This is a genomic window from Chryseobacterium subflavum (assembly GCF_055762745.1).
In genome coordinates, this window is record NZ_JBVTMR010000001.1 from 1,609,636 (window position 1) to 1,631,920 (window position 22,285).

Sequence of the window (22,285 nt, forward strand, 5' to 3'; positions counted from 1 at the left end):
TCAGTTTATCTTTGCCTACAAATTATTAAGCGGTCAAGGATTATTTTCCAGTGATATCTTTAATAATATAGCTATTCTCTGTAAGACATTTAACCACTTAATTTTATTACATCCAAAGCAAAAAAAAACGGAACCGAAGTTCCGTTTTTAATTATGTTTTGAAAGTATTTTATTGGGTCGCTTTCATAATCGCTGTTGTAATCTGATGCTCTTTTTCTTTGGAATAAGTAGAATCAAAAGGTTCCATAATATCAAATAAGTACTGATAGAACGGAGTGATTCTTTGTACATTTTCAGATTCATTCATCGCTTTTTCTTTACCCATTTGCTGAAGATCTTTGATTAACACATTGAACTTTTTATCAATAGGCTCAATAGATTTCACAAGGTAGTCGTATGCTTTATCTTTCTGCCCAATAGCGTTGTAAGCTGTAGTTACAGCAGAAACCACAAGAGAATATTCCATAGGTTTAGCTCCCATTTGTCTTCTCAGGTATCTCTGATCACCAGGGCTAAGGCTTAAATAGTAATCATATTCTTCGAATATTCCTTTCTTAAGAACTTCTGCCAGTTTCAATCCTTTTTGTTCCTGTCCTGCTACAATATATCCGTACACAATTGAACTTAATGAGCGAGGATCATTGTATTTTTCTACCGGAATTTCCTTAGCAGCAAGGTCCAGTAACTCGATCGCTTTAGCTTTTTCACCTTTTAAAGAAAGGGCTGCCGCTGCTCTGCTCGCTGCACTTCTATAGCTGATGATATTGGAAGTTGCGGTTTCATCAAAATGAGCATTTAAGTCTTTAAAATTACCCCATTTGAAGTTTTTCACCACATTGTACAGAGAGTTGGCGTCTACCCTTCCCATATCTCCATCGCTGCTAGGTGGCGTATGAATAGGAATCAGTCGGTAGCTGAAACCATCCAATTGCAAATAATCATCCAGATAGAAAATATTTTCGCTGTCATATACTCCGCCTGAGGAGAAGTTAATCGGTCTTTTCCAATCAAAATTAGCCAGAATATCAAACATCATCAGGTTGTTCTTATAAAGAGTATTGGCTTTATAATCGATCATAATCTGATTAACAGTATTAGGAAGATCACTTGGATTGATAATCCCTGCTTTTAAAGCATTCTCCTTGTTGACAGGTAAAATAAATTTACTCACCGGTAAGAAGTTGTATTTTTCATAACGTGCCTCTCCAAAGATCATTTTAAGAATTTCATCCTTTTCAGGGGATTTCATTTTGATGAAATTGATTGCTTCTTTTAAAGTAATGGAATCCTGGGTAAGATACTTTCTAAAAGCCTGGAATTCCGTAGAAGAGGCTCCTTGTTCCTGAAGGTTATTGAAGATATTCTGCCAGTCTTCTTTTTTCATCAGGTAGATCTGATCATTCACACCATCCCTGTAGTCTTCGTGAGTTAACTGGCTTGGAATGGCATTGGCATTATAGGTTTTTCTTTTTACCTGGTCAATGTTCCATGGTGTTGATAGCAAAGTAAAGTTGACCACTTTTACATCATCACGGAAATTTTCGGTTTCCTGAATCGCCCAAACCGGATATGTATCATTATCACCGTATACAAATAAAATATCCTCTTTTGGCAATGATTTTAATACGGAATAAGAATAATCATATGCTGTATACCGGTTACTTCTGTCATGTACATTATAATTCTGGAATCCCATCATAAAAGGTATACCCAGTAAAATCACTCCCGCAACAATATTCGCTGCACCGGACTTTACTTTAGACTGTAAGAACCATAAAATAGCACCCGCTCCTAAACCTATCCATATAGCAAAAGCATAGAATGAGCCTACCATCGCATAATCCCTCTCCCTAGGTTCAAATGGTTTTACACCTGTATAGAAAATAATTCCAACGCTGGTAATAACGAATAATGATAATATAGCATAGAATCTTCCAAAATCCCTGTTAAGCTGGAAGAAGAATCCGATTAATCCTAAAATAAGGGGTAAGAAGAAAAAAGCAACCGTGCTTTCATTTTTAAATTTAGCAGGCATCTTATCCTGATTTCCCCACATGGCATTATCTATAAAAGAAAATCCGGAAATCCAGTTTCCTTTTGTATTTTCCATATTCCCCTCAAGGTCATTCTGTCTTCCTACAAAATTCCACATCAGGTATCTTACAAAGTAATATCCGTTCTGGAAAGTAATGAAGTAATCCATATTCTGAGCCAGAGAAGGCTTCTGAACATTAATAAGATCGTATGGCTTTACTTTCAGGTAATCTGCTGCCGTAATCGTTTTATCTTCGTATTTCTTTCTCAGTTCATTGAAGATCTCTTTTGCCTGAGGATTATCTGCTACATCTTCATTTCCATAATTAAAGGTGAAGTCAGGAGCTCCATACATTGAAATGTAGTTCGCCATCACCGATTTGTCTTCATTGAACATTCTGGGCATTAAACTTACCTGGGACTTGCTGAAAACATAGTTAAAACGTTCTCCTGTCTTTCTATAGGTTCCTGTTTTTTCATCCTTTTCATAAATGTCGCCGGTCTTCTTGGTTTTAAAGCTTCCGTCTTCATTTTTCTCAATTCCGTTGGCATCAAGGAAAGCGGTATAGTTTTGTCCGTAAATTGTCGGCCAGTCTCCATATTGTTCTCTGTTGTAATAATCAAGCATACCGATAGCCGTATCGGGATCATTCAGGTTCATTGGAGGGTTTGCGTTAGCTCTGATTGGAATGACCATCCAACATGAGAAGCCGATTACCATATAAACAATTGATAATGCTATGGTCTGATAAATGCTTTTTTTACTTTTTCTCGCATATTTAATCATGAAATAGCATATTGCTACCATAAGAATAAAAGCAGCAATTGTTCCTGAATGGAAAGGAAGTCCCAAACCATTGACGAAGAATATCTCGAGTTTACCAAACATCGTCATGATGAGTGGGAAAATAATTTTAAATACAATAATCAGAATCCCCAACGTGATCAGGTTTGCCCAGATGAAATTTTTCCACGTGAACTTATAGTTTCTGGCGTAGTATACCAGGCAGATTGCGGGAAGAGATAACATACACATCATGTGTACACCTACTGAAAGTCCAACGATAAAGAAAATAAGAATGATCCATCTTTCATTGTCCGAAGTGTTATACTCATTTTCCCATTTTGTGATCAGCCATACCAAAAGCGCAATAAACATCGAAGCCATGGAATACACTTCCCCTTCAACCGCCGAAAACCAAAAAGTATCGGAAAATGTAAAACACAACGCGCCTATGACACCGGCAAAAAGAATCGAAATTTCCTGATGTTTGGTTACTTCTTCAAAATCTTTATTCAGTAATCGTCTTACAAAATGCGTAATGGTCCAGAATAAAAATAAGATCGTAAAAGCACTGAACGTAGCAGACATTGCATTGATTACGATAGAATAATTTTCGCCTTTTCCTAATGCAAAAATGGCCGCTACAGCGCCCACAATCTGGAATAAAGCAGCCCCGGGAGCGTGCGTTACCTCTAATTTTACTGCAGAAGATATGTACTCACCACAGTCCCAAAAACTCAGCTTGGGTTCTATTGTTGATAAGTACGTGAAAAATGCAATGACGAAAATCACCCATCCTAAAACGGTGTTCCATTGCCTAAAAGTCCAGTTTTTCATAGTATAAAATCAATTACGCGAAAATAGGGCTTTTATATGATTTTATATCGATTTTAACAATTTTTTAAAATACTGGTGTGGTATTTGCGTTAATAAGTCTGTAACCATTGAGGAAGGAAAAATATCGATTTAAGTAATGACAGCTTAGAAATCAAACAAAAGTTTAGAAATTATTTATTTTTTTGTATTTTTGCCCTCAGATTTTTATTGAAAAATAGCAAATAATGAGTAATGTTTACGATAATATCCTTGGCCTAATAGGAAACACTCCTATGGTGAAGCTAAATACTGTAACGAAAGATATTCCTGCAACTGTTTATGCCAAGTTAGAATCATATAATCCTGGACATTCCACTAAAGATAGAATCGCACTTCACATTATAGAAAACGCTGAGAAAAAAGGTTTATTAAAAGAAGATTCTGTAATTGTAGAGACCACCTCAGGGAATACAGGATTCTCTCTTGCAATGGTTTGCATTATCAAAGGGTATAAATGCATTCTTGCTGTAAGTGACAAAACAAAACCTGAAAAGATTGCCTATCTTAAAGCTCTTGGAGCGGTAGTGTATGTTTGCCCTGCTAACGTACCTGCGAATGATCCCCGATCCTATTATGAGGTTGCCAAAAGAGTGGCTTCTGAAACACCTAATTCTGTTTATATCAACCAATACTTTAATGAGTTGAATATTGATGCCCATTACCAGACTACCGGACCGGAAATATGGGAGCAGACAGAAGGAAAAATCACACATCTTTTTGCATGTACAGGAACCGGGGGAACTTTATCCGGGTCAGCAAAATTTTTAAAGGAAAAGAATCCGAATATCAAAATAATAGGAGTAGATGCAGACGGATCTATTCTGAAAAGTTATCATGAAACCGGAGAAATCCATAAAGAAGATGTTCACCCCTATCAGATTGAAGGAATGGGAAAAAATCTTATTCCTGCCGCCTTACTTTTTGATAAAGTCGACCAGTTTGTAAGAGTGAATGATGAAATGTCTGCCTACAGAACCCGTGAAATAGCTCTGAAAGAGGCGATCATGGGAGGTTATACGACCGGAGCTGTTACCCAGGCGCTTATACAATATGCCCAATCTAACGAATTTTCAAAAGATGACCTGGTTGTATTAATTTATCCTGATCATGGATCAAGATACATTACCAAGGTATACAGCGACAAATGGATGGCGGAACAAGGTTTTGTAAACAATTGTGTTCACAACTACGATGAAGTTTTCAAGACAGAATTCATCAAATAGAAATAATTACCATACAAATCAAGCCTTTTTTGTAGATCACAAAAGGCTTTTTTTAATTAAATAAAATCACTTATAAAATGTTGGATATTTTTGAAAGAATAAAAGAAAATCCAGGACCTCTTGGACAATTTGCAGATTATGGAGAAGGCTATTTTATTTTCCCGAGACTTGAAGGGCCAATCGGACCTAGAATGCAGTTTCAGGGAAGAGAAGTCATTTTCTGGAGTGCTAACGATTATTTAGGATTATGTAATCATCCTGAAGTTTTGGAAGCCGATGCAAAAGCCGCTGCTGAATACGGGATGTTTTATCCAATGGGAGCAAGAGCAATGTCCGGGGAAACAGAACAGCATTTACAACTGGAAAGGGAGCTTGCTGATTTTGTTCAGAAAGAATCTGCTTATTTATTAAATTTCGGTTACCAGGGAATGGTTTCTACCATTGACGCTTTGGTTAGCAGAAATGATGTAATCGTATATGATGTAGATTCACATGCATGTATCGTAGATGGGGTAAGACTTCACTCCGGAAAAAGATTTACCTATAGACACAATGATATCGAAAGTCTTGAAAAAAACCTTCAGAGAGCAACAAAAGTAGCTGAAGAAACCGGTGGTGGTATTCTGGTAATTACAGAAGGGGTTTTCGGAATGAGAGGTCAGCAGGGGAAGCTTAAGGAAATCTGTGACCTGAAATCAAAATATAACTTCAGACTTCTTGTAGATGACGCTCATGGATTCGGAACTCTTGGAAAAACAGGAGCCGGAGCTGGTGAAGAACAAGGATGTCAGGATAAAATCGATGTATATTTCTCTACTTTCGCTAAGTCAATGGCCGGTTTCGGAGCTTTCATTGCCGGAGATAAAGAAATCATCCGATACTTAAAATTCAACTTAAGATCACAAATCTTTGCAAAATCCCTGACGATGCCAATGGTTATCGGAGGGCTTAAAAGATTAGAGCTTTTAAGAACAAGACCTGAAATTAAAGCTAAACTTTGGGAAAATACCTATAAACTGCAAAACGGTCTTAAAGAAAGAGGTTTCAACATTGGAGACAGTAATACTTGTGTAACGCCAGTAATGATGCAGGGAACACCGGTAGAAGCAACTCTTTTGGTTAAAGATTTAAGAGAAATTTACGGAATTTTCACATCTGTAGTTGTTTACCCGGTAATTCCTAAAGGAATGATATTACTAAGATTGATTCCAACGGCGTCTCATACAGATGCTGAGATCAATGAAACATTAGCTGCCTTTGAAGCTATTCACGATAAACTGGTGGGTGGTCATTATAAGGAGCAAGCTGATAATTATCTGAAGGAGAACAACGTTCAGTTTAAAGAAATTTAAAACAATACAAAAGGCCATTTGAAATACAATGGCCTTTTTATCTATAATCCACTTCTGAATGAGTGGTAAATATCTGTCTTTTAATTTTTTAAAAGTCATTATTTTATGTAATAGATTGATATCAAAATAGATGTATATTAGAAATTCCAGAAATATTAAAACAGCAATTATCGGCCTGTTTCTTACGCTTTTCTTTACAACAGCTAATGCCCAGCATTCTTATATAGATAACCATAAAGATATTGCAGCAGATCTCTCAAAACAATACGGGATTCCAAGCTCGATCATACTCGCGATAGCTATTGTGGAGTCTGGAGCCGGAACCAGCAAGGCTAGCAAAACCCTTAATAATCACTTTGGTATTTTGGGAAAGAACGATGTGAATAATTCTAAATTTAAAAGCTTTAGTACCGTTCGCGAAAGCTATGAAGCTTTTTGCCGTATGCTTTCCAAAAAGAAAATTTATACCCGGTTAAAAGATAATAACAACAGTAACGATTGGGTTAAAGCTATTGCTTCCACAGGTTATTCTACCAAACCTAATGAATGGATAAAGAAAATAAATTCTACCATTGCTAAATTCGGCTTACAAAAATAAGTTCAATTCATCTTTTACAGGCCATTAATTTTTTTGTATGATATAGATGTGATAATTTTGCAAAAAAATTCCTATTGAAAGATCTTCTTCTGATTACTCCGCCTTTTACCCAACTTAATACTCCTTATCCTGCCACGGCTTATATTAAAGGTTTTTTAAATACCAAAAATATTACCAGCTATCAGATCGATTTGGGGATTGAAGTTATTTTGGAACTTTTTTCAAAAGAGGGTCTTCAGAACATTTTTTCCAGGAAAATTGATCTTGAAAAGTTGTCAGAAAATACCCAAAGGATTTTCGCTCTAAGGGATGAATATATAAAAACCATTGATCAGGTCATTCATTTCCTGCAAGGTAAAAATGCCACTTTGGCCCGCCAGATCTGTAGCATGAATTTTTTACCGGAAGCTTCCCGGTTCAATCAGCTGGATGATATGGAATTTGCTTTCGGAAACATGGGGCTTCAGGATAAAGCAAAACACTTGGCCACATTGTATTTGGAGGATCTATCTGATTATATTGTTGAAAATATAGATTCCGATTTTGGTTTCAGCCGGTATGCAGAACGCCTGGGGAAAAGTGCCAATTCTTTTGACGAGCTATATTCCAAATTATCAGACCGGCAAACATTTATTGATGATATCACATTAGAAATTTTAGCGGAAAAGCTACAGACCGTACAACCCAAACTTGTCTGTTTCTCTATCCCCTTTCCGGGGAATTTGTACTCCGCTTTTCGATGTGCCCAATACATCAAGAAAAATTTCCCAAACATTAAAACAGCGATGGGTGGTGGCTTTCCAAACACGGAATTAAGAGAAATAAAAGATCCCAGGGTTTTCGAATTCTTCGATTTTATTACTTTAGATGATGGCGAACTCCCAATTGAGCTTCTTTATAACCATCTAAATAACCCAACTGAAGAAGCCGAATTTAAAAGAACTTTCCTCATTGAGAACCATACGGTAACTTATAAGAATAACTCTAAACGACACGACTATAAACAGGCACAGGTCGGAACACCGGAATATAAAGATCTTTTACTCGATCAATATATTTCAGTCATTGAAATTGCCAACCCAATGCACAGTCTGTGGAGCGACGGAAGATGGAACAAGCTTACAATGGCTCATGGATGCTATTGGGGAAAATGTACTTTTTGTGATATTTCGCTGGATTACATAAGAATCTACGAACCTGTTTCTGCAAAAATCCTGGTCGACAGGATGGAGGAGCTTATTAAAGAAACTGGAGAAACCGGTTTTCATTTTGTGGATGAAGCTGCCCCACCTGCTTTAATGAGAGAAGTTGCGCTGGAAATTTTGCGCAGGAATCTCGTGGTGACCTGGTGGACCAATATCCGTTTTGAAAAGAGTTTTACCCGAGATCTTTGTTTTTTACTGAAGCTTTCGGGTTGTGTTGCTGTTTCAGGAGGACTGGAAGTAGCCAGTGACCGTCTTTTAAAATTGATTGATAAAGGGATTTCCGTTGATCAGGTGGCTCAGGTTACAAGAAATTTCACTGAAGCCGGTATAATGATCCATGCCTACCTTATGTACGGCTACCCTACCCAAACTGTACAGGAAACAATTGATTCACTGGAAATGGTACGGCAGCTCTTTGAAATGGGAATTCTGCAAAGTGGATTCTGGCATCAGTTTGCCATGACGGCTCATTCTCCTGTGGGTTTACATCCTGAAGAATTTGGCGTTACTCCTATTAAACAGGAAATTTTATTTGCCAATAACGATATTGATTTTACAGATAAAACAGGAATTGACCATAGTAAATTCAGTTTCGGATTAAAAAAATCGCTTTTCAATTATATGCACGGAATCAATTTTGATATCCCATTACAGGATTGGTTTGATTTTAAAATTCCCAAAACAACCATTCACCCCGATTATATCCACGATTGCCTTTTAGAAGAAGATCATTTTGTTTTTAAAGGAAACTCAAAGGTTATTTTTATGGACAGAAATGTTGTTGCCGAGAATTACATAAAAACAAAGAAACAAAATTCGTGGGCATATACGCAACTGACATTCCATTTAAAAACAAATATCGTAAAAATAGATCTGGAGCAGCCAAAAGCAGAATGGCTCATGAAAGTGCTTGCGGAAAACGCCATTGAAAATGCAAAAAAGACAACCCTGCAACAGCTTAAAATTCAGTTTGAAGAGAACTTCGAGGATTTTGAACTGTTCTGGTTTTCAAAACCTATACAGCAACTTAAAGATAATGGTGTCATTTTAAGTTTGTAGTTTCTAATTGAGAAGTCTACCGGGATCTTTAGCTGATCCAAATTTTGATTGATTTTTATAAATGAATCAAACCCGGCATTCCATAGACAATTAAATTATTAAACACTAAACTTTTATTTCTCTACACGATCTTTTACGACCTGTCCTACAACAACCTTTTCCTGAATTTTAATAAAATTCGGATCTAAAATTGCCATCCGTTCTGCAATAGCTTTATAGGTCGGAAATTTTAAAATTGAAGCCCTTCCGGACATTTCCCTGTACAATGTAAAACTTTTTCCACCAGCTGTTTTGATCTGCTTGGTAGTGGTAATGTATTTGCCAATATATTTGCTCTTAGCATCATAGATTTCAATATCTACAAATGTTTTCTCGGCAATCTTATCATCAGATCCGAAGCTTACCGGCAAATTCGTAAAATATCCGACCGGGACACCATTGCTGAGAATTTCCCCTACATTGTTGACTTCAATTTTCATCTTGTCAATTTTACTCCGTATGGAATAAGCATCCTTGGTTTTAGTATCAAGCTTTCTTTTGGGTGTATTTTGAAAAAGCTCATCTAAATTCTTAACATTAATGCCTTTGTTATCAATGATCTTGAGGTCTTTTATACAAGTATATACTGCAGATCTTTCTTCACCGGAAAAGGCTGAAGGAGAGCTGTAATCCAACTCAATGGTCTTATCCCTGTTGTATACCCTGTTCAATTTTATGTAACTGTCTCTTACAGAATCCACGACGCTTTTATCAACAAATTCTATTGTATAAATAGGCGTCTCCTTCAGGTCCATAAAAGTGTACTCACTTGATTTATTTGAAATTTTAGCAACATGTACTCCATCAAGACTTATAATACCCCTTTTGGTTTTAAAATTCTGGGCGTTTAATACAATTCCCATCATCATAAACAACATGATCATACTCCTCATAAAATCAGATTTACATTACATAAAAAAAAGTGTAACCAAAGTTACACTTTCTTGAAAATATATTTAGCTTTTCATTTAATTACTCACAAAGGATAATTCCTTTATTATGATTAAATTCTACAACACCGCTTTTGATAGAATAAGAAAAAACAGAATCTTTTTCATTCTCTCTGGTAAGGTTCTTGGCATAAGCTTCATCGACAGAATTCACAAACAGCTTTACTTTACCATTAATTAATGAAGAAACGATTCCTGCGTGGTTTTTCATGATGTGAAATTCACCATTTTTTCCCGGAAGTAAAACAGAGTTTACCTCGCCTTCAAAAACTACGTATTCTGGTGTTAAAATTTTTATATTCATTTTAATTTAGATTAAAAGATTTCAGATCTCAGATTTCAGACAACCTTTAAAGTCTCATGTCTAGTATCTGATATCTCATGTCTAACTTATTAAGCGTTATCAGCTAACATTTTTTGTCCTGCTGCGATAGCTTCTTCAATAGTCCCCTTCAAGTTGAAAGCGGCTTCTGGTAAATGATCAAGTTCTCCATCCATAATCATGTTGAATCCTTTGATGGTGTCTTTAATATCTACCAATGAACCAGGGATACCTGTAAACTGTTCAGCAACGTGGAAAGGCTGAGACAAGAATCTCTGAACTTTTCTTGCACGGTAAACAACAGATTTATCTTCTTCAGAAAGTTCTTCCATACCAAGGATCGCAATGATATCCTGAAGAGCTTTGTATCTCTGAAGAATTTCTTTTACTCTCTGAGCACAGTTATAATGTTCTTCTCCGATAACTTCCGGTGCAAGGATTCTTGAAGTAGAAGCCAATGGATCTACCGCAGGATAGATACCTAAAGAAGCAATTTTTCTATCTAGTACTGTAGTTGCATCCAAGTGAGCAAATGTAGTTGCAGGAGCCGGGTCAGTTAAGTCATCCGCAGGTACATATACTGCCTGTACTGAAGTAATAGATCCGTTTTTAGTAGATGTAATTCTTTCCTGCATCGCTCCCATCTCAGAAGCAAGCGTTGGCTGGTAACCTACCGCAGATGGCATACGTCCAAGAAGTGCAGATACCTCTGAACCAGCTTGTGTAAAACGGAAGATATTATCTACGAAGAATAGAACGTCTCTACCTTGTCCGCTTTCTCCTCCATCTCTATAGTACTCAGCTAATGTAAGACCAGAAAGGGCTACTCTCGCTCTTGCACCTGGTGGCTCGTTCATCTGTCCGAAAACGAATGCAGCTTTTGAATCTTTCATCGCTTCTAAATCTACTTTAGAAAGATCCCAACCACCATTTTCCATAGAGTGCATGAAATCATCACCATATTTGATAATTCCTGATTCCAACATCTCTCTCAAAAGGTCATTTCCTTCTCTCGTTCTTTCACCTACTCCGGCAAAAACTGAAAGACCTCCGTGTCCTTTTGCAATATTATTAATCAACTCCTGGATCAATACTGTTTTACCAACACCGGCACCACCGAACAATCCAATTTTACCTCCTTTTGCATAAGGCTCAACTAAGTCGATTACTTTAATACCTGTAAATAAAACTTCTGCAGAAGTTGACAACTGATCAAATTTCGGAGCTTCTCTGTGGATAGGTAATCCATTTTCTTTAGAGATATTCTGAAGCCCGTCGATAGCATCACCAACAACGTTGAATAGTCTTCCGTTTACAGCCTCACCAATCGGCATTGTAATAGGATTTCCATATCCGATTACTTCCTGACCTCTTGTAAGACCATCTGTAGCATCCATTGCGATACATCTTACCGTATCTTCACCAATATGTTGTTCTACTTCTAAGACTACTTTTTCACCGTTTCCTTTAGTAATTTCTAACGCGTCATAAATACTTGGAACTGCTTCCACATTATTAAAAACTACGTCGATTACCGGACCAATAATTTGAGAAATTTTTCCTTTAATTTGGTTTGCCATTGCTAAATTTTTTCTTGGTGCAAATATAATGATTCTTCATAAACCCACAATTGGTAAAAAAAAGATTTTTATCATGCTTTTCTGATCAGATGAACAGAATCGGAAATCAAAATTCAGGTACAAAATTCACTGTTAAAAATCTCAAACAGACTGATTAAAATTTAATAATTGATAATTTATACTGTTATTCATTCACAAAAATTAAAATTGACAACAATTCTCAGACAGCAAATTATCGAAATTGTTCATTGAAAATAACTCTTACTATATAATAATAGATAATTTTAAAGGTTTTATATTTGCAGTCAAATTTTTTCCGTTTTGAAAGTTTTCAAGAATTTTAATGACTATTCCGCGCAAAAGCCTTTAGCACTGTCTTTAGGAATGTTCGACGGGGTACATTTGGGACATAAATGCATTATTGATGAACTAAAAAAAATAGGGGCAGAAAACCAGTTGGAAACTGCGATCCTTACTTTTTGGCCACATCCAAGATTTGTTTTTAATCCCAATGAAGATTTAAAACTTTTAAATACCCTGGAAGAAAAAAAATTGTTGGTTGATAAATATGGGATCAATAATTTGTTTTTAAAAGAATTTGATGAAGAATTCAGAAATCTTACAGGAGAAGATTTTGTTCGCCAGATCCTTATAGATAAATTGAATGTAAAATACCTTATTATAGGATACGACCACTCTTTTGGAAAAAATAAAAGCGGAAATTTTGAACTTCTCCAAAAACTGTCTAAAGAATTGGATTTTGAAGTGGAACAAATGGAAGCCATCAATATCCACGAAAATAATATCAGTTCTACCAAAATCAGAAATGCTCTCTTAGCGGGAAATATTGTAGAAGCTAATGAAATGCTTGGCTACTCCTACTCTGTTTCAGGAAAAGTAGTTCATGGTAAGAAAATAGGAAGAACTATTGGCTATCCTACCGCTAATATCAGTACCGAATCTATTAAGTTATTGCCTAAAAAAGGAGCATATATTGTTGAAGTTTATATTAAAGGACAGCCATATAAAGGAATGCTCAGTATAGGAACCAATCCTACTGTAAACGGCGACGCACTAACGGTTGAAGTGTATATCCTAAATTTCAACGAGGACATCTACGATCAGGAGATCACTGTAAAATTCAGGGATTTTCTTCATGATGAAATCAAATTCGAAGGTCTTGAAAAATTGATCGAAAGATTGGATGAAGATAAAAGACTTACTGAAGAATTTGATTTTAAAAAATAATAAAAGCTTACAAAATTTGTAAGCTTTCTTTTTGATTTATTTATATCCTAAAATTTGATTTTCCGTATTTACTGAATCTTCAACAAATTTTTTAAATTCCGGATACTGTTCTTTTTTAATATTATCCCAAGGTGTATTGGCTGTCCGGGTAATTTTCAATTTGTTATTTTTTTGTAATTCATAATTAATCGAATACTTAAAATTATTATAAGTCAGTGTTTTATTTTCCGGAATTTCAATGAACTTCATACTTTCCGGAATATTGAGATACACTTCTTCTACATATTCGTTATGTTTTTCATATTTGGTATATTGAATATCTGTATTTCTGTTTTCTGTTGCTACAACTTCCTTTGTAAATGGTTTTGTCACAAAAGGAATCTTCATAATCTTTAAACTTCCCACAGACTGAGGTTTATCATTAATACTAAATTGTACTTCAAAACTAAGAGGTTTTGATGTTAGGTCTTTTCCATCAATCAACTTCACAGTTGTTACATTAATGATCTTATCAAGCACAGAACCGTATTGTTCCTCCATACTTTTCTTCCTGTAATCATCTGTTTGATCATCTTGAAAAAATTCATTAAAATAACTTTTCGTTTCTCCCAATACATACTGTTTTGTAGAAAAGTTCTGATTGTCTCCATTAATGGTAACGTCACTAACTGTTCTAAAAACACTTTTAACATTATTATCGCTCGATAAACTGATCAGATCTGTGGATGTATTCGATTTATCAATAACAAGAGCTTTTGCATTATAATTAAGTTTAACTGCAGAGTTAAAAGGTAAATATTTTCCTGTCATTTCGAGAAAAGTTTCTTTTCCGTCAAGATTAACTTTTACTATACAGTGATTAAAACTAAGATTGGGCAATAAGAGACGCTGAGAGGAGTTGTCATTAGTTTGAACCAATACAAGGTTTGACTTCAATCCTGCCTGATTTCCTAAAATCAAAAACAAAGTAGAAAGATCTTTACAATCTCCTAATTTAGTAGAAAGTGTTTTAGATGGTTTTTGAGGGATATACCCACTTTGACGGAAGTCGACTGAACTATAACTTATGTTTTTTTCAATATAGTTATAGATTTTCTCAGCCTTTACCATATCATTCATTCCTGAAGTTCCTGCAGGAAAAATTTCTTTAAAAGATCTCTCAACAACTTTGTCTGAAACAACACTTTTTTGGATCAGATCAGCATACCATTTGGCTATTTCCTGCCATGTTTTAATTGAATTCACTGTTACCGAAATAGTCGAATCATAGAAACTTGGACCATAATACTCTTCCAGATCTACTTCGGGAAGATTATCTAATTTCCATGTCTGGAATAATTTATCCCCAATTTTCTTCTTCGTAGACGTTACTTCTTTATTATTGCTTTTTACCTGATAATTTAGACTTTCAGGAGTAATAACAGTAAAAATAGATTCTACCACAGGGTATTCAGAATCAAAATAAGAACTTAGGTTAAAATCTTTAGAGAATCGTCCTCCATTTCTTTCCAAGCTTTCTTTTTGAATAAGAATTACGTCTCCTACTGATAAATTTGTAAATACAATCTCATCTGCGGATTTTTCTCCCGGAATTATACTTCCATTTTGCTTAATAATTTCAGATTTTATTACATCATCATCATAATCAACATAATACTCTTTCAATTCTTCAATTCCCTTTTCTGAAGTAATTTCATAAACATATGTACTTCTTTTTTTGAGTCCCCCTTCTGCAAATACATTTACAATGTACTCATCCAAAAGTGTTGTAACTCCCTTTTTTCCTTTTATCCCCTTATTTCTGCGTTCACTGATAAGTTGGTACAATTCCTTTTTAGATACTTGTGTAATTTCATCCTGGGTTTTATCAAGATCCCTTAACAACTTATGCATTTGTTCATTTTGCGTATTATGAGAAAGGGAAAGTTTTGCAAATTTTATAGCGTCCTGTTTTTTATTTAATTTTGCCAAATAATCTGCTTTTGTAGCTAAGATTGAATAAGAATAAGGAAAGTTTTCTAAAGCATTTTCTAATTCAGTAGCATATTCAGGATTCTGGTAATCTCCGTCTAAAATGCCTAAATATTGTGATCTGAAAGAATTTACCGTAGGATACAGTTCAATATATTTCTTTAAAATTTTCTTCTGATCTTCTACCCTATTTGCTTTTTCATAGTAAGAATATAAAGTTGACATTACATCATTACTATTCTTCTTTTCATATACTTCTTCAAGTTTTTTAATGGTCGAGCTTTGATCCTTTTTATCAAAATCTTCTAATGTTGTAAAAACTGTAAAAAACTTCTCATTATTGGCAAAATATTTTTTAAGGTTTGCAATATGCATTTTTGCTTTAACAACATCACGATTTCTCATTGCAATTACAACATCAAAAAATTCGCCTAATGGTTTTGCTTTTGTTTTATATAAAATGTTCCTGTACTTTTCAAGTTCCTCGATAGACATACTCTCAAACTTTTCGCTTTCTACCATTTTGATCATCGGTACTATATAGTATTCAGGATCATTTAGCTCAATATTTTTAAAAACTTCATTGACTTTTTTATCATCTTCTACATTCGTATAATAGATTGTAAACAGAGATTGAATAAGAGAAGACTTAGGGTAAGATTTCAACAATTCATCAATCAACTCTTTCGCTTGTTCATTTTGAAAATTACTAAGATAGGCTGAGGCTAATAAATATTTATAAAAAAAACTATTTGGAGTTTGTCTAAGCTTTTCTTTTAAAGCTTTTTCAAATTTCAAAGGAACTTCTTTAGCTTGTAACTGATTAAGTGGGGTTTTCTGATAATCCTTAAAAGTATCAAAATATTTAAGGTCAGAAATTTTATTAAAATTCAGATCAAAAGGCACCACCATAAAGGCATTCTTAGAGTTCTTCATGTCAAATTTTAACATAATTCTATTCATTCCTTTAGGTAGATTTACTTCTACCAGATGTGCTCCTAGGTTTGTATATCCGTCATTTGTACTTGATAGTATTTCAGAATCATTTAAAAACAGTCTGAATTCAGTGTTTGTATCTACTTCAAGCAAAATTTTCCTTTCTGTAGGATTTTCTACAAAACTTTGGGCATACATAATTCCTCTTCCATACTCTATTTCGTTAATAAAAAACTCAAATCCATCATTTGATGGAAGTTTCTTATTATACCACCCTACATTTCCAAAGCTATTAGCATTGAAAAGTTTATCATTTTTCGCATAAGATTCCGGATCATATTCGTTGTACAAACCGCTTCCGTTAAGATTTTCAAAAACACCTGCATACTGCCATTTATCGATCCTGCCTATTCTTGCTAAAGCTTCATCGGCGGATTTGTAGTTATTTCTTATCCTGTCCAGGGTCGCTTTATATTCTAAAATAGTAACTGTATTTGCATAGGTTTCATTTTGAGCTAAAAAATCTATTTTCTTATAAGAATTATCGTCCAATCCTGATCTTTCATTATCTCCCAATACAAATCTTCTTTTGAAAATAGGATACAAATAGGCTTCATCCAGTTTGAAATTAACGAAATTTTTAATAAATGTTTCATCAAAAGACATTTCCCCCAATTCCTCATCTATTAAAGCATCTAAAAATAAAGATTCAAAACCATTTAGCTTTTTGTCTTTTAAATTTTTATCATAAAAATTTCTGGCCTCCTCTCTTTTATTATTCAATAAAAGATTCCATGTTTTAGTCTCTTCCTGAGTTTGTGCAAAGGCACTGACTGATAAAAAGTAGATAGCGGAAATTAGTACTTTCCTCATAGTTAGTTTATAAATTATTAATGGTATTTTGATATTTTTTCGTTAATGAAGAGAAAACAAGATCATAGGAGTGATCAATCATTTTAAAAATAAGATCTCTTTTTAAACCATCCAAAGAAACTGAATTCCAATGGGTCTTATTCATGTGATAAGCACCGGTGATCTGTGGATATTGCTCCCGAAGTTCGGCACTCCATTCAGGATCGGTCTTTACGTTGATTGCTAAAGGCTGTCTTTCCAGTCCCATTAATAAAAACATTTTCGTTCCTACTTTCATCACAAGCGTTTCATTGTCAAAAGGAAAAGTTTCGGTGACTCCTTTTTTTGCAAGACAGTAATCCAATATTTCGTTGGCATCCATTTTTAATAGCTGATTGTTTTAATGGGTTATTAGTTAAAAGATGAAAATGAGAGTTTAATAGTTGATAGTTGATAGTTGAAAGTGCAAAATTAGTGTTTATCAAGTTCTTTTAATCTTTTAATCTTTTAATCTTTTAATCTTTTAATCTTTTAATCTTTTAATCTTTTAATCTTTTAATCTTTTAATCTTTTAATCTTTTAATCTTTTAATCTTTTAATCTTTTAATCTTTATTATTAATTTCAAATTTAGTAAATTTAGGTAGGAAAGAAAAGTTCACAACATCATCACTAATCACATTTATTATGAAAGCTTTGGTAATTGGCGCTACAGGTGCTACCGGTAAAGATTTAGTCAATCAATTACTTAACGATAAGGAATTCGATGAAGTTGATGTATTTGTCAGAAAACCTCTTAATATCAGGAGTGATAAATTAAACGTTCACATCGTAAACTTTGATGCACCGGAAGAATGGAAAAAAGCAGTAAAAGGTGATGTTGCTTTTTCGTGCCTGGGAACCACTTTGAAAACAGCTGGAAGTAAAGAAGCCCAGAGAAAAGTAGATTTCGGCTATCAGTATGAATTTGCAAAAGCTGCGAAGGAAAACAATGTGGATGACTACATTCTTGTTTCTGCATACGGGGCAAATCCTAAATCCAAAATTTTCTACTCCAAAATGAAAGGCGAACTTGAAGAAGCTGTTAAGCAACTGCATTTTAATAAAATAACCATCTTTAAACCTGGCATGCTGGAAAGAAAGGATTCCGACAGAACGGGAGAAGTTCTCGGAAGCCGAATTATAAAATTTGCCAACAAAATCGGACTTTTGGAAAGCCAGAAGCCATTGCCAACTCATATTTTAGCCAAAGCCATGATCAATTCTTCTAAAATCAAAAGCTATGGGTATTCCAGTATAAAACTGGGAAATATATTTTGTTTTGCGGAGAAAACGAATGAATGAAAGGTTAGAAATTAGAGATTAGAAGTTAGAGGTTAGAGGTTAGAGGTTAGAGGTTAGAGGTTAGAGGAAGATAATAATTTGAGGTGATAAACTTATATTTTTTGGTCTGAGCCGAAGCTCAGACTTTTACTTCGTCGTTTTACTGTTCATACTTTTCCCTAATTTTTCATATTCAACATCATTAGGCTCCCAGAGTTCGATTTTGTTTCCTTCTATATCCATGATGTGTACAAACTTTCCATATTCATAACTTTCGATCTTATCCACGATGGTTACATTTTCTTTTTTTAACTCTTCAACCAGTTTATCAAGATGTTCTACCCTATAATTGATCATGAAGTCTTTTTCTGACGGTTGAAAATATTTTGTTTTTTCACTGAAAGGACTCCACTGGCTAAATCCTTTTTTAGAGTTATCAGTCCCCTGGTACCACTCAAATACCGCTCCATATTCATTGGTGTGAAGCCCCAGGTGATCGCTATACCATTCTCTCATTTTCTTAGGATCTTTACATTTAAAAAAAATTCCACCAATCCCTGTTACTCTTTTAAGACGGTCCTCACTGCCATCAGTAGCAGATTTAAAAGCAAATCCTAATATAAAAGAAATTAGAATGCAAAGCGCAAAAATGATCTTTTTCATGAGTTACGTTTTTATTTATTTAACCATATAAAAAAAGTGGGTGAAAACACCCACTTTGTAAAAATATACTTTTTTTTGTTTACTTAAAATATTTTGTAATCGCCTGATCAGTTGGCTTCGTAGTGCTTACAAAGCTATCTACTAATTTACCGTTTTCATCGATCAGGAATTTAGTGAAGTTCCAAAGGATCGTAGTATTCTTAACTCCGTTTAGTTCTTTTTCTGTCAGATATTTAAAAATAGGTGCTGTATCATCCCCTTTTACAGAAACTTTAGCAGCCAATGGAAAAGTTACCCCATAATTTTTCTGGCAAAACGCACCGATCTCGGTATTGGTTCCCGGTTCCTGACCTCCAAAGTTGTTGGCAGGAAAACCCACTACTACCAATTTATCTTTATATTCTTCATAAACTTTTTCCAGATCCGCATATTGTGGGGTAAATCCACATTCCGAAGCCGTATTTACAATCAGGATCTTTTTCCCTTTAAAGTCTGCAAAATTGATCTCTTTGCCATCAAGGCTTTCTACTTTGAAATCATATATTGTTTTTCCCATAAGTTCATTGGTTTTAGCTTTAGAAATTTCACTTTTTTGGTTGGTACAACTCTGTAAGAACGCTACAAAAGAAAGTAGCAATAAGAAGATCTTTTTCATGAGTAATATGATTAGTGGCAGTTTTCACTGCGTTATTTATATAGACTATTAAAATTTAAAGATATTGGCAGGAAAAACTTTGTTGATGTCTATTTTATTGATCTGCATTACAAAATCCCCATCTTTTTTAGGGCTTGAAGATTCAATTCTGAAAGGCATTAATAGATTTCCCACTTTTCTATACTCCGAATACGTTAATGTTTCATCTTTTTTTATTTCCTTAAGAAGCATATAGGTATTGGTATCAAAATAATAGAAATTTTTATTGACATTTTTTGTTAATTCTACTTTATGGCAATAAATATCTCCCACTTTCTCTTTTCCCAGATATTTAGCTTCAAAACCTTTATTCTCCCAGTCAATGAAATCATTATCAAAACTTTCGGGAATATAATTCGGATATTCCTGAACTTTATTTGTGGCATAGTTCATAGCATATCCTTTACTTCCGTCATAGCCTTCAATCGCAGTTTCTTTATTATTAATGGTAAGAACTGTTTTAGTGAGATTCGGGCGTTGCTGATAAATTTTTATCGGATATTCATCTTTGATCCCCAAAATTACTTTCCCTTGAAGTAATACTGAATTTAACAGCTTCCAATTTGTCAGTCCACCTGATAGTTCAATATTTTTATCGATAATTTCCTTAGCGGTCTGTGCAAAAGTAATTTGTGAATAAATCAGTACGAATACTAAAAGTAATTTCTTCATTAATTCAATTTATAATTCAAATATAAGGCGAATTTGTAAGAAAGCAAATTTGTGAAAATGTAAAATCGTGCTCATTTAACAATTTTACAAATTTGCTATTTAGTAATTCAGCCCTTCTTCCTTTTTGCCTGTTGGCAATTTAGTTGATCAATTTTCTTGCTTTTTCCAAATCCTCAGGTGTATCAATTCCAACTCCAATAAAGTTGGTCTCTATTAATTTAATTTTCATCCCATATTCCAGGTAACGGATACATTCTATTTTTTCCGAAATTTCTAAAGGTTTCATTTCCAGTTTAGAAAACTGCAGCAGTGCATGCTTCCTGAATGCATATACTCCAATGTGCTTGAAATAATCTACAGCATACGAGATCTCCCTGTGGTAAGGAATAACTGAGCGGCTAAAGTATAATGCAAAACCATTATTATCGGTAATAACTTTCACATTATTTGGGTTTTCAATTTCCTCCTTTTCAGTCAGCTTTATCTTCAGGGAAGCTAATGAAATTTCCTGATTCTGGTCTTCTTTAAAAACTTCAATCAGCTGTTTTAGAGGTTCTGTCTTTAAAAAAGGCTCATCACCCTGCACATTGATCACAATATCACAATCTATATGCTGAACTGCCTCCGCAATACGGTCACTTCCTGTTTCATGCTGCCCGGTCATTACGGCCTTTCCTCCATTATTAATAATCTCATTATAAATAATCTCAGAATCACACGCTACAAAAACTTCATCAAATAAACCCGTTTCCAGAACATTCTGATAGGTGGTCGTAATTACTGTTTTACCACCTAAAATCTGCATTAATTTTCCGGGAAACCGGCTTGCTTCGTAACGGGCGGGAATAACTGCTATGATCTTCATTGAACGATTCTTATTATTTAATTTTTTTTAAATATAAGCAAAATATGGACTTCTTCTTAAAAAGAAACGTTTACTCCCACCATATTATAGCCTAGATTCGTAGAAGCAATAAAATTCAATTTATATTTTACTTTTCCTGTACTTGCTCCTGAAACTGTATATCTGTTTTTCGAAATGGTTTTCCCTATAAAATATCCCATGAGCAAGGCTAAAGGATAATCCGATGCCCAGTGAACCTGGCTTTGCATCATCTGAAAAGCCATCGCTCCTGCCAATGTATATCCTACTGGTTTAATCCATACTGCGTCAGGATAATTATCTGCAATCACTGTAATAGCCGACATAAATGTTGTTAAATGTCCCGATGGCATCGCATCATAACTTGATGTGTTTTTAGCAAAAGCTGCAAAGCTTGGAAAAGGAGTCCAGTGTCCTCCGGAATTACCATTTTCTATTGCTATAAAAGGACTTTCCCTGCCTGTAATCCTTTTTATTGTTTGTGAAAAAACACCGGAAAGCAATAAACTTTCCATTAAACCACTGGCGGTTGCCTGAGCCCTGTAGTCATCTTTTATCCAACCATACGTCGCAAAACCTATCCCTAACAATACAACTGTAGAGCCATTACCGATGAGATATAAGCCTGAGCCGATATCTTTCGGTATTTTTATAACTCCTCCGATTTTACTGTAATTATTATCGGCACTCATCCCCCATTTTTCACCCAGCTCTCTTGAATTATCAATCAATTTCTGATCGAATGGAATAAGCACCAAAGTACTTGCTATTGCACCTCCTAAGTAATAAGCATGATCCTTTGCAACAAAGTCCTTATTAGTATCTATAAAATCTTTCGGAGCCCTGGTAATAAATTCGAAAAGCTTAGGCTTATGATAGGTTCGCACAGAACCGTCTTTGAGAATATAGCTCTGTGATTTTAACGATTTTTCGATGGTGCTGTCTTTTTTCTGCGACCATACCATTACTGATATGGGTAATAACAGCCATTTAATTTTTTTCACTTTGTGTTTTTTTGATACC

General features: G+C 34.6%; 17 protein-coding genes. 6 read left to right on the forward strand and 11 right to left on the reverse strand.

Annotated elements, in window-relative coordinates; genetic code table 11:
- Nucleotides 1–169 precede the first annotated feature (169 nt).
- Nucleotides 170–3,655 carry a glycosyltransferase family 117 protein gene (locus AC0INN_RS07040; RefSeq protein ID WP_273648146.1) on the reverse strand — a complete coding sequence of 1,162 codons (3,486 nt, stop codon included), beginning with the start codon at nt 3,653–3,655 and terminating at the stop codon, nt 170–172.
- Nucleotides 3,656–3,879: 224 nt separating this feature from the next.
- On the opposite strand from AC0INN_RS07040, the gene AC0INN_RS07045 reads away from it, so the two are divergent.
- From AC0INN_RS07045 to AC0INN_RS07060, 4 genes are all read left to right on the forward strand, one after another.
- Entirely contained in the window at nt 3,880–4,917 is a 1,038-nt protein-coding gene (locus AC0INN_RS07045) for a PLP-dependent cysteine synthase family protein (RefSeq protein ID WP_273648147.1), read from the forward strand.
- A gap of 80 nt (nt 4,918–4,997) precedes the next feature.
- Nucleotides 4,998–6,269, forward strand: a complete 1,272-nt coding sequence (locus AC0INN_RS07050; protein WP_172279656.1) for an aminotransferase class I/II-fold pyridoxal phosphate-dependent enzyme — start codon at nt 4,998–5,000, stop codon at nt 6,267–6,269.
- 130 nt (nt 6,270–6,399) lie between these two features.
- Nucleotides 6,400–6,867 carry a glucosaminidase domain-containing protein gene (locus tag AC0INN_RS07055; protein ID WP_273648148.1) on the forward strand — a complete coding sequence of 156 codons (468 nt, stop codon included), beginning with the start codon at nt 6,400–6,402 and terminating at the stop codon, nt 6,865–6,867.
- A gap of 74 nt (nt 6,868–6,941) precedes the next feature.
- Entirely contained in the window at nt 6,942–9,131 is a 2,190-nt protein-coding gene (locus AC0INN_RS07060; protein ID WP_273648149.1) for a B12-binding domain-containing radical SAM protein, read from the forward strand.
- Nucleotides 9,132–9,244: 113 nt separating this feature from the next.
- Here AC0INN_RS07060 and AC0INN_RS07065 read toward each other — a convergent pair whose 3' ends face one another.
- The 3 genes from AC0INN_RS07065 to atpD all read right to left on the reverse strand — a co-directional run bounded on the left by AC0INN_RS07065 (nt 9,245) and on the right by atpD (nt 12,022).
- Nucleotides 9,245–10,063, reverse strand: coding sequence for a hypothetical protein (locus tag AC0INN_RS07065; RefSeq protein WP_306612486.1), 819 nt, complete (start codon nt 10,061–10,063; stop codon nt 9,245–9,247).
- Nucleotides 10,064–10,142: 79 nt separating this feature from the next.
- Entirely contained in the window at nt 10,143–10,424 is a 282-nt protein-coding gene (locus AC0INN_RS07070) for a FoF1 ATP synthase subunit delta/epsilon (RefSeq protein ID WP_172278362.1), read from the reverse strand.
- 89 nt (nt 10,425–10,513) lie between these two features.
- A complete protein-coding gene (gene atpD, locus AC0INN_RS07075) occupies nt 10,514–12,022 on the reverse strand; it encodes a F0F1 ATP synthase subunit beta (protein ID WP_172278364.1) in 1,509 nt (502 codons plus the stop codon).
- A gap of 321 nt (nt 12,023–12,343) precedes the next feature.
- Between atpD and AC0INN_RS07080 the strand changes: the two genes are divergently transcribed.
- Nucleotides 12,344–13,270, forward strand: coding sequence for a bifunctional riboflavin kinase/FAD synthetase (locus tag AC0INN_RS07080; RefSeq protein WP_273648152.1), 927 nt, complete (start codon nt 12,344–12,346; stop codon nt 13,268–13,270).
- A 36-nt stretch (nt 13,271–13,306) separates the two neighbouring features.
- Here the strand turns inward: AC0INN_RS07080 and AC0INN_RS07085 are convergent, their stop codons facing one another.
- Nucleotides 13,307–17,050 carry a DUF3857 domain-containing protein gene (locus AC0INN_RS07085; RefSeq protein ID WP_273648153.1) on the reverse strand — a complete coding sequence of 1,248 codons (3,744 nt, stop codon included), beginning with the start codon at nt 17,048–17,050 and terminating at the stop codon, nt 13,307–13,309.
- Between the two features lie 7 nt (nt 17,051–17,057).
- Nucleotides 17,058–17,411, reverse strand: coding sequence for an MmcQ/YjbR family DNA-binding protein (locus tag AC0INN_RS07090; RefSeq protein WP_273648154.1), 354 nt, complete (start codon nt 17,409–17,411; stop codon nt 17,058–17,060).
- Between the two features lie 303 nt (nt 17,412–17,714).
- Here AC0INN_RS07090 and AC0INN_RS07095 point away from each other — a divergent pair, with 303 nt between their 5' ends.
- On the forward strand, nt 17,715–18,371 hold the full coding sequence (locus AC0INN_RS07095) for an NAD(P)H-binding protein (protein ID WP_273648155.1): 657 nt from the start codon (nt 17,715–17,717) through the stop codon (nt 18,369–18,371).
- A 126-nt stretch (nt 18,372–18,497) separates the two neighbouring features.
- Here the strand turns inward: AC0INN_RS07095 and AC0INN_RS07100 are convergent, their stop codons facing one another.
- From AC0INN_RS07100 to AC0INN_RS07120, 5 genes are all read right to left on the reverse strand, one after another.
- A complete protein-coding gene (locus tag AC0INN_RS07100) occupies nt 18,498–19,013 on the reverse strand; it encodes a VOC family protein (protein WP_306612490.1) in 516 nt (171 codons plus the stop codon).
- Between the two features lie 79 nt (nt 19,014–19,092).
- Nucleotides 19,093–19,668, reverse strand: a complete 576-nt coding sequence (locus AC0INN_RS07105) for a glutathione peroxidase (protein ID WP_172278374.1) — start codon at nt 19,666–19,668, stop codon at nt 19,093–19,095.
- Nucleotides 19,669–19,716: 48 nt separating this feature from the next.
- Nucleotides 19,717–20,379, reverse strand: coding sequence for a histidine kinase (locus tag AC0INN_RS07110; RefSeq protein WP_273648156.1), 663 nt, complete (start codon nt 20,377–20,379; stop codon nt 19,717–19,719).
- A gap of 139 nt (nt 20,380–20,518) precedes the next feature.
- Nucleotides 20,519–21,244 (reverse strand): 3-deoxy-manno-octulosonate cytidylyltransferase, encoded by a 726-nt coding sequence (kdsB, locus tag AC0INN_RS07115; protein ID WP_273648157.1) that lies wholly within the window; start codon nt 21,242–21,244, stop codon nt 20,519–20,521.
- Nucleotides 21,245–21,300: 56 nt separating this feature from the next.
- Nucleotides 21,301–22,266, reverse strand: coding sequence for a phosphatase PAP2 family protein (locus AC0INN_RS07120; protein ID WP_273648158.1), 966 nt, complete (start codon nt 22,264–22,266; stop codon nt 21,301–21,303).
- Nucleotides 22,267–22,285 lie beyond the last annotated feature (19 nt).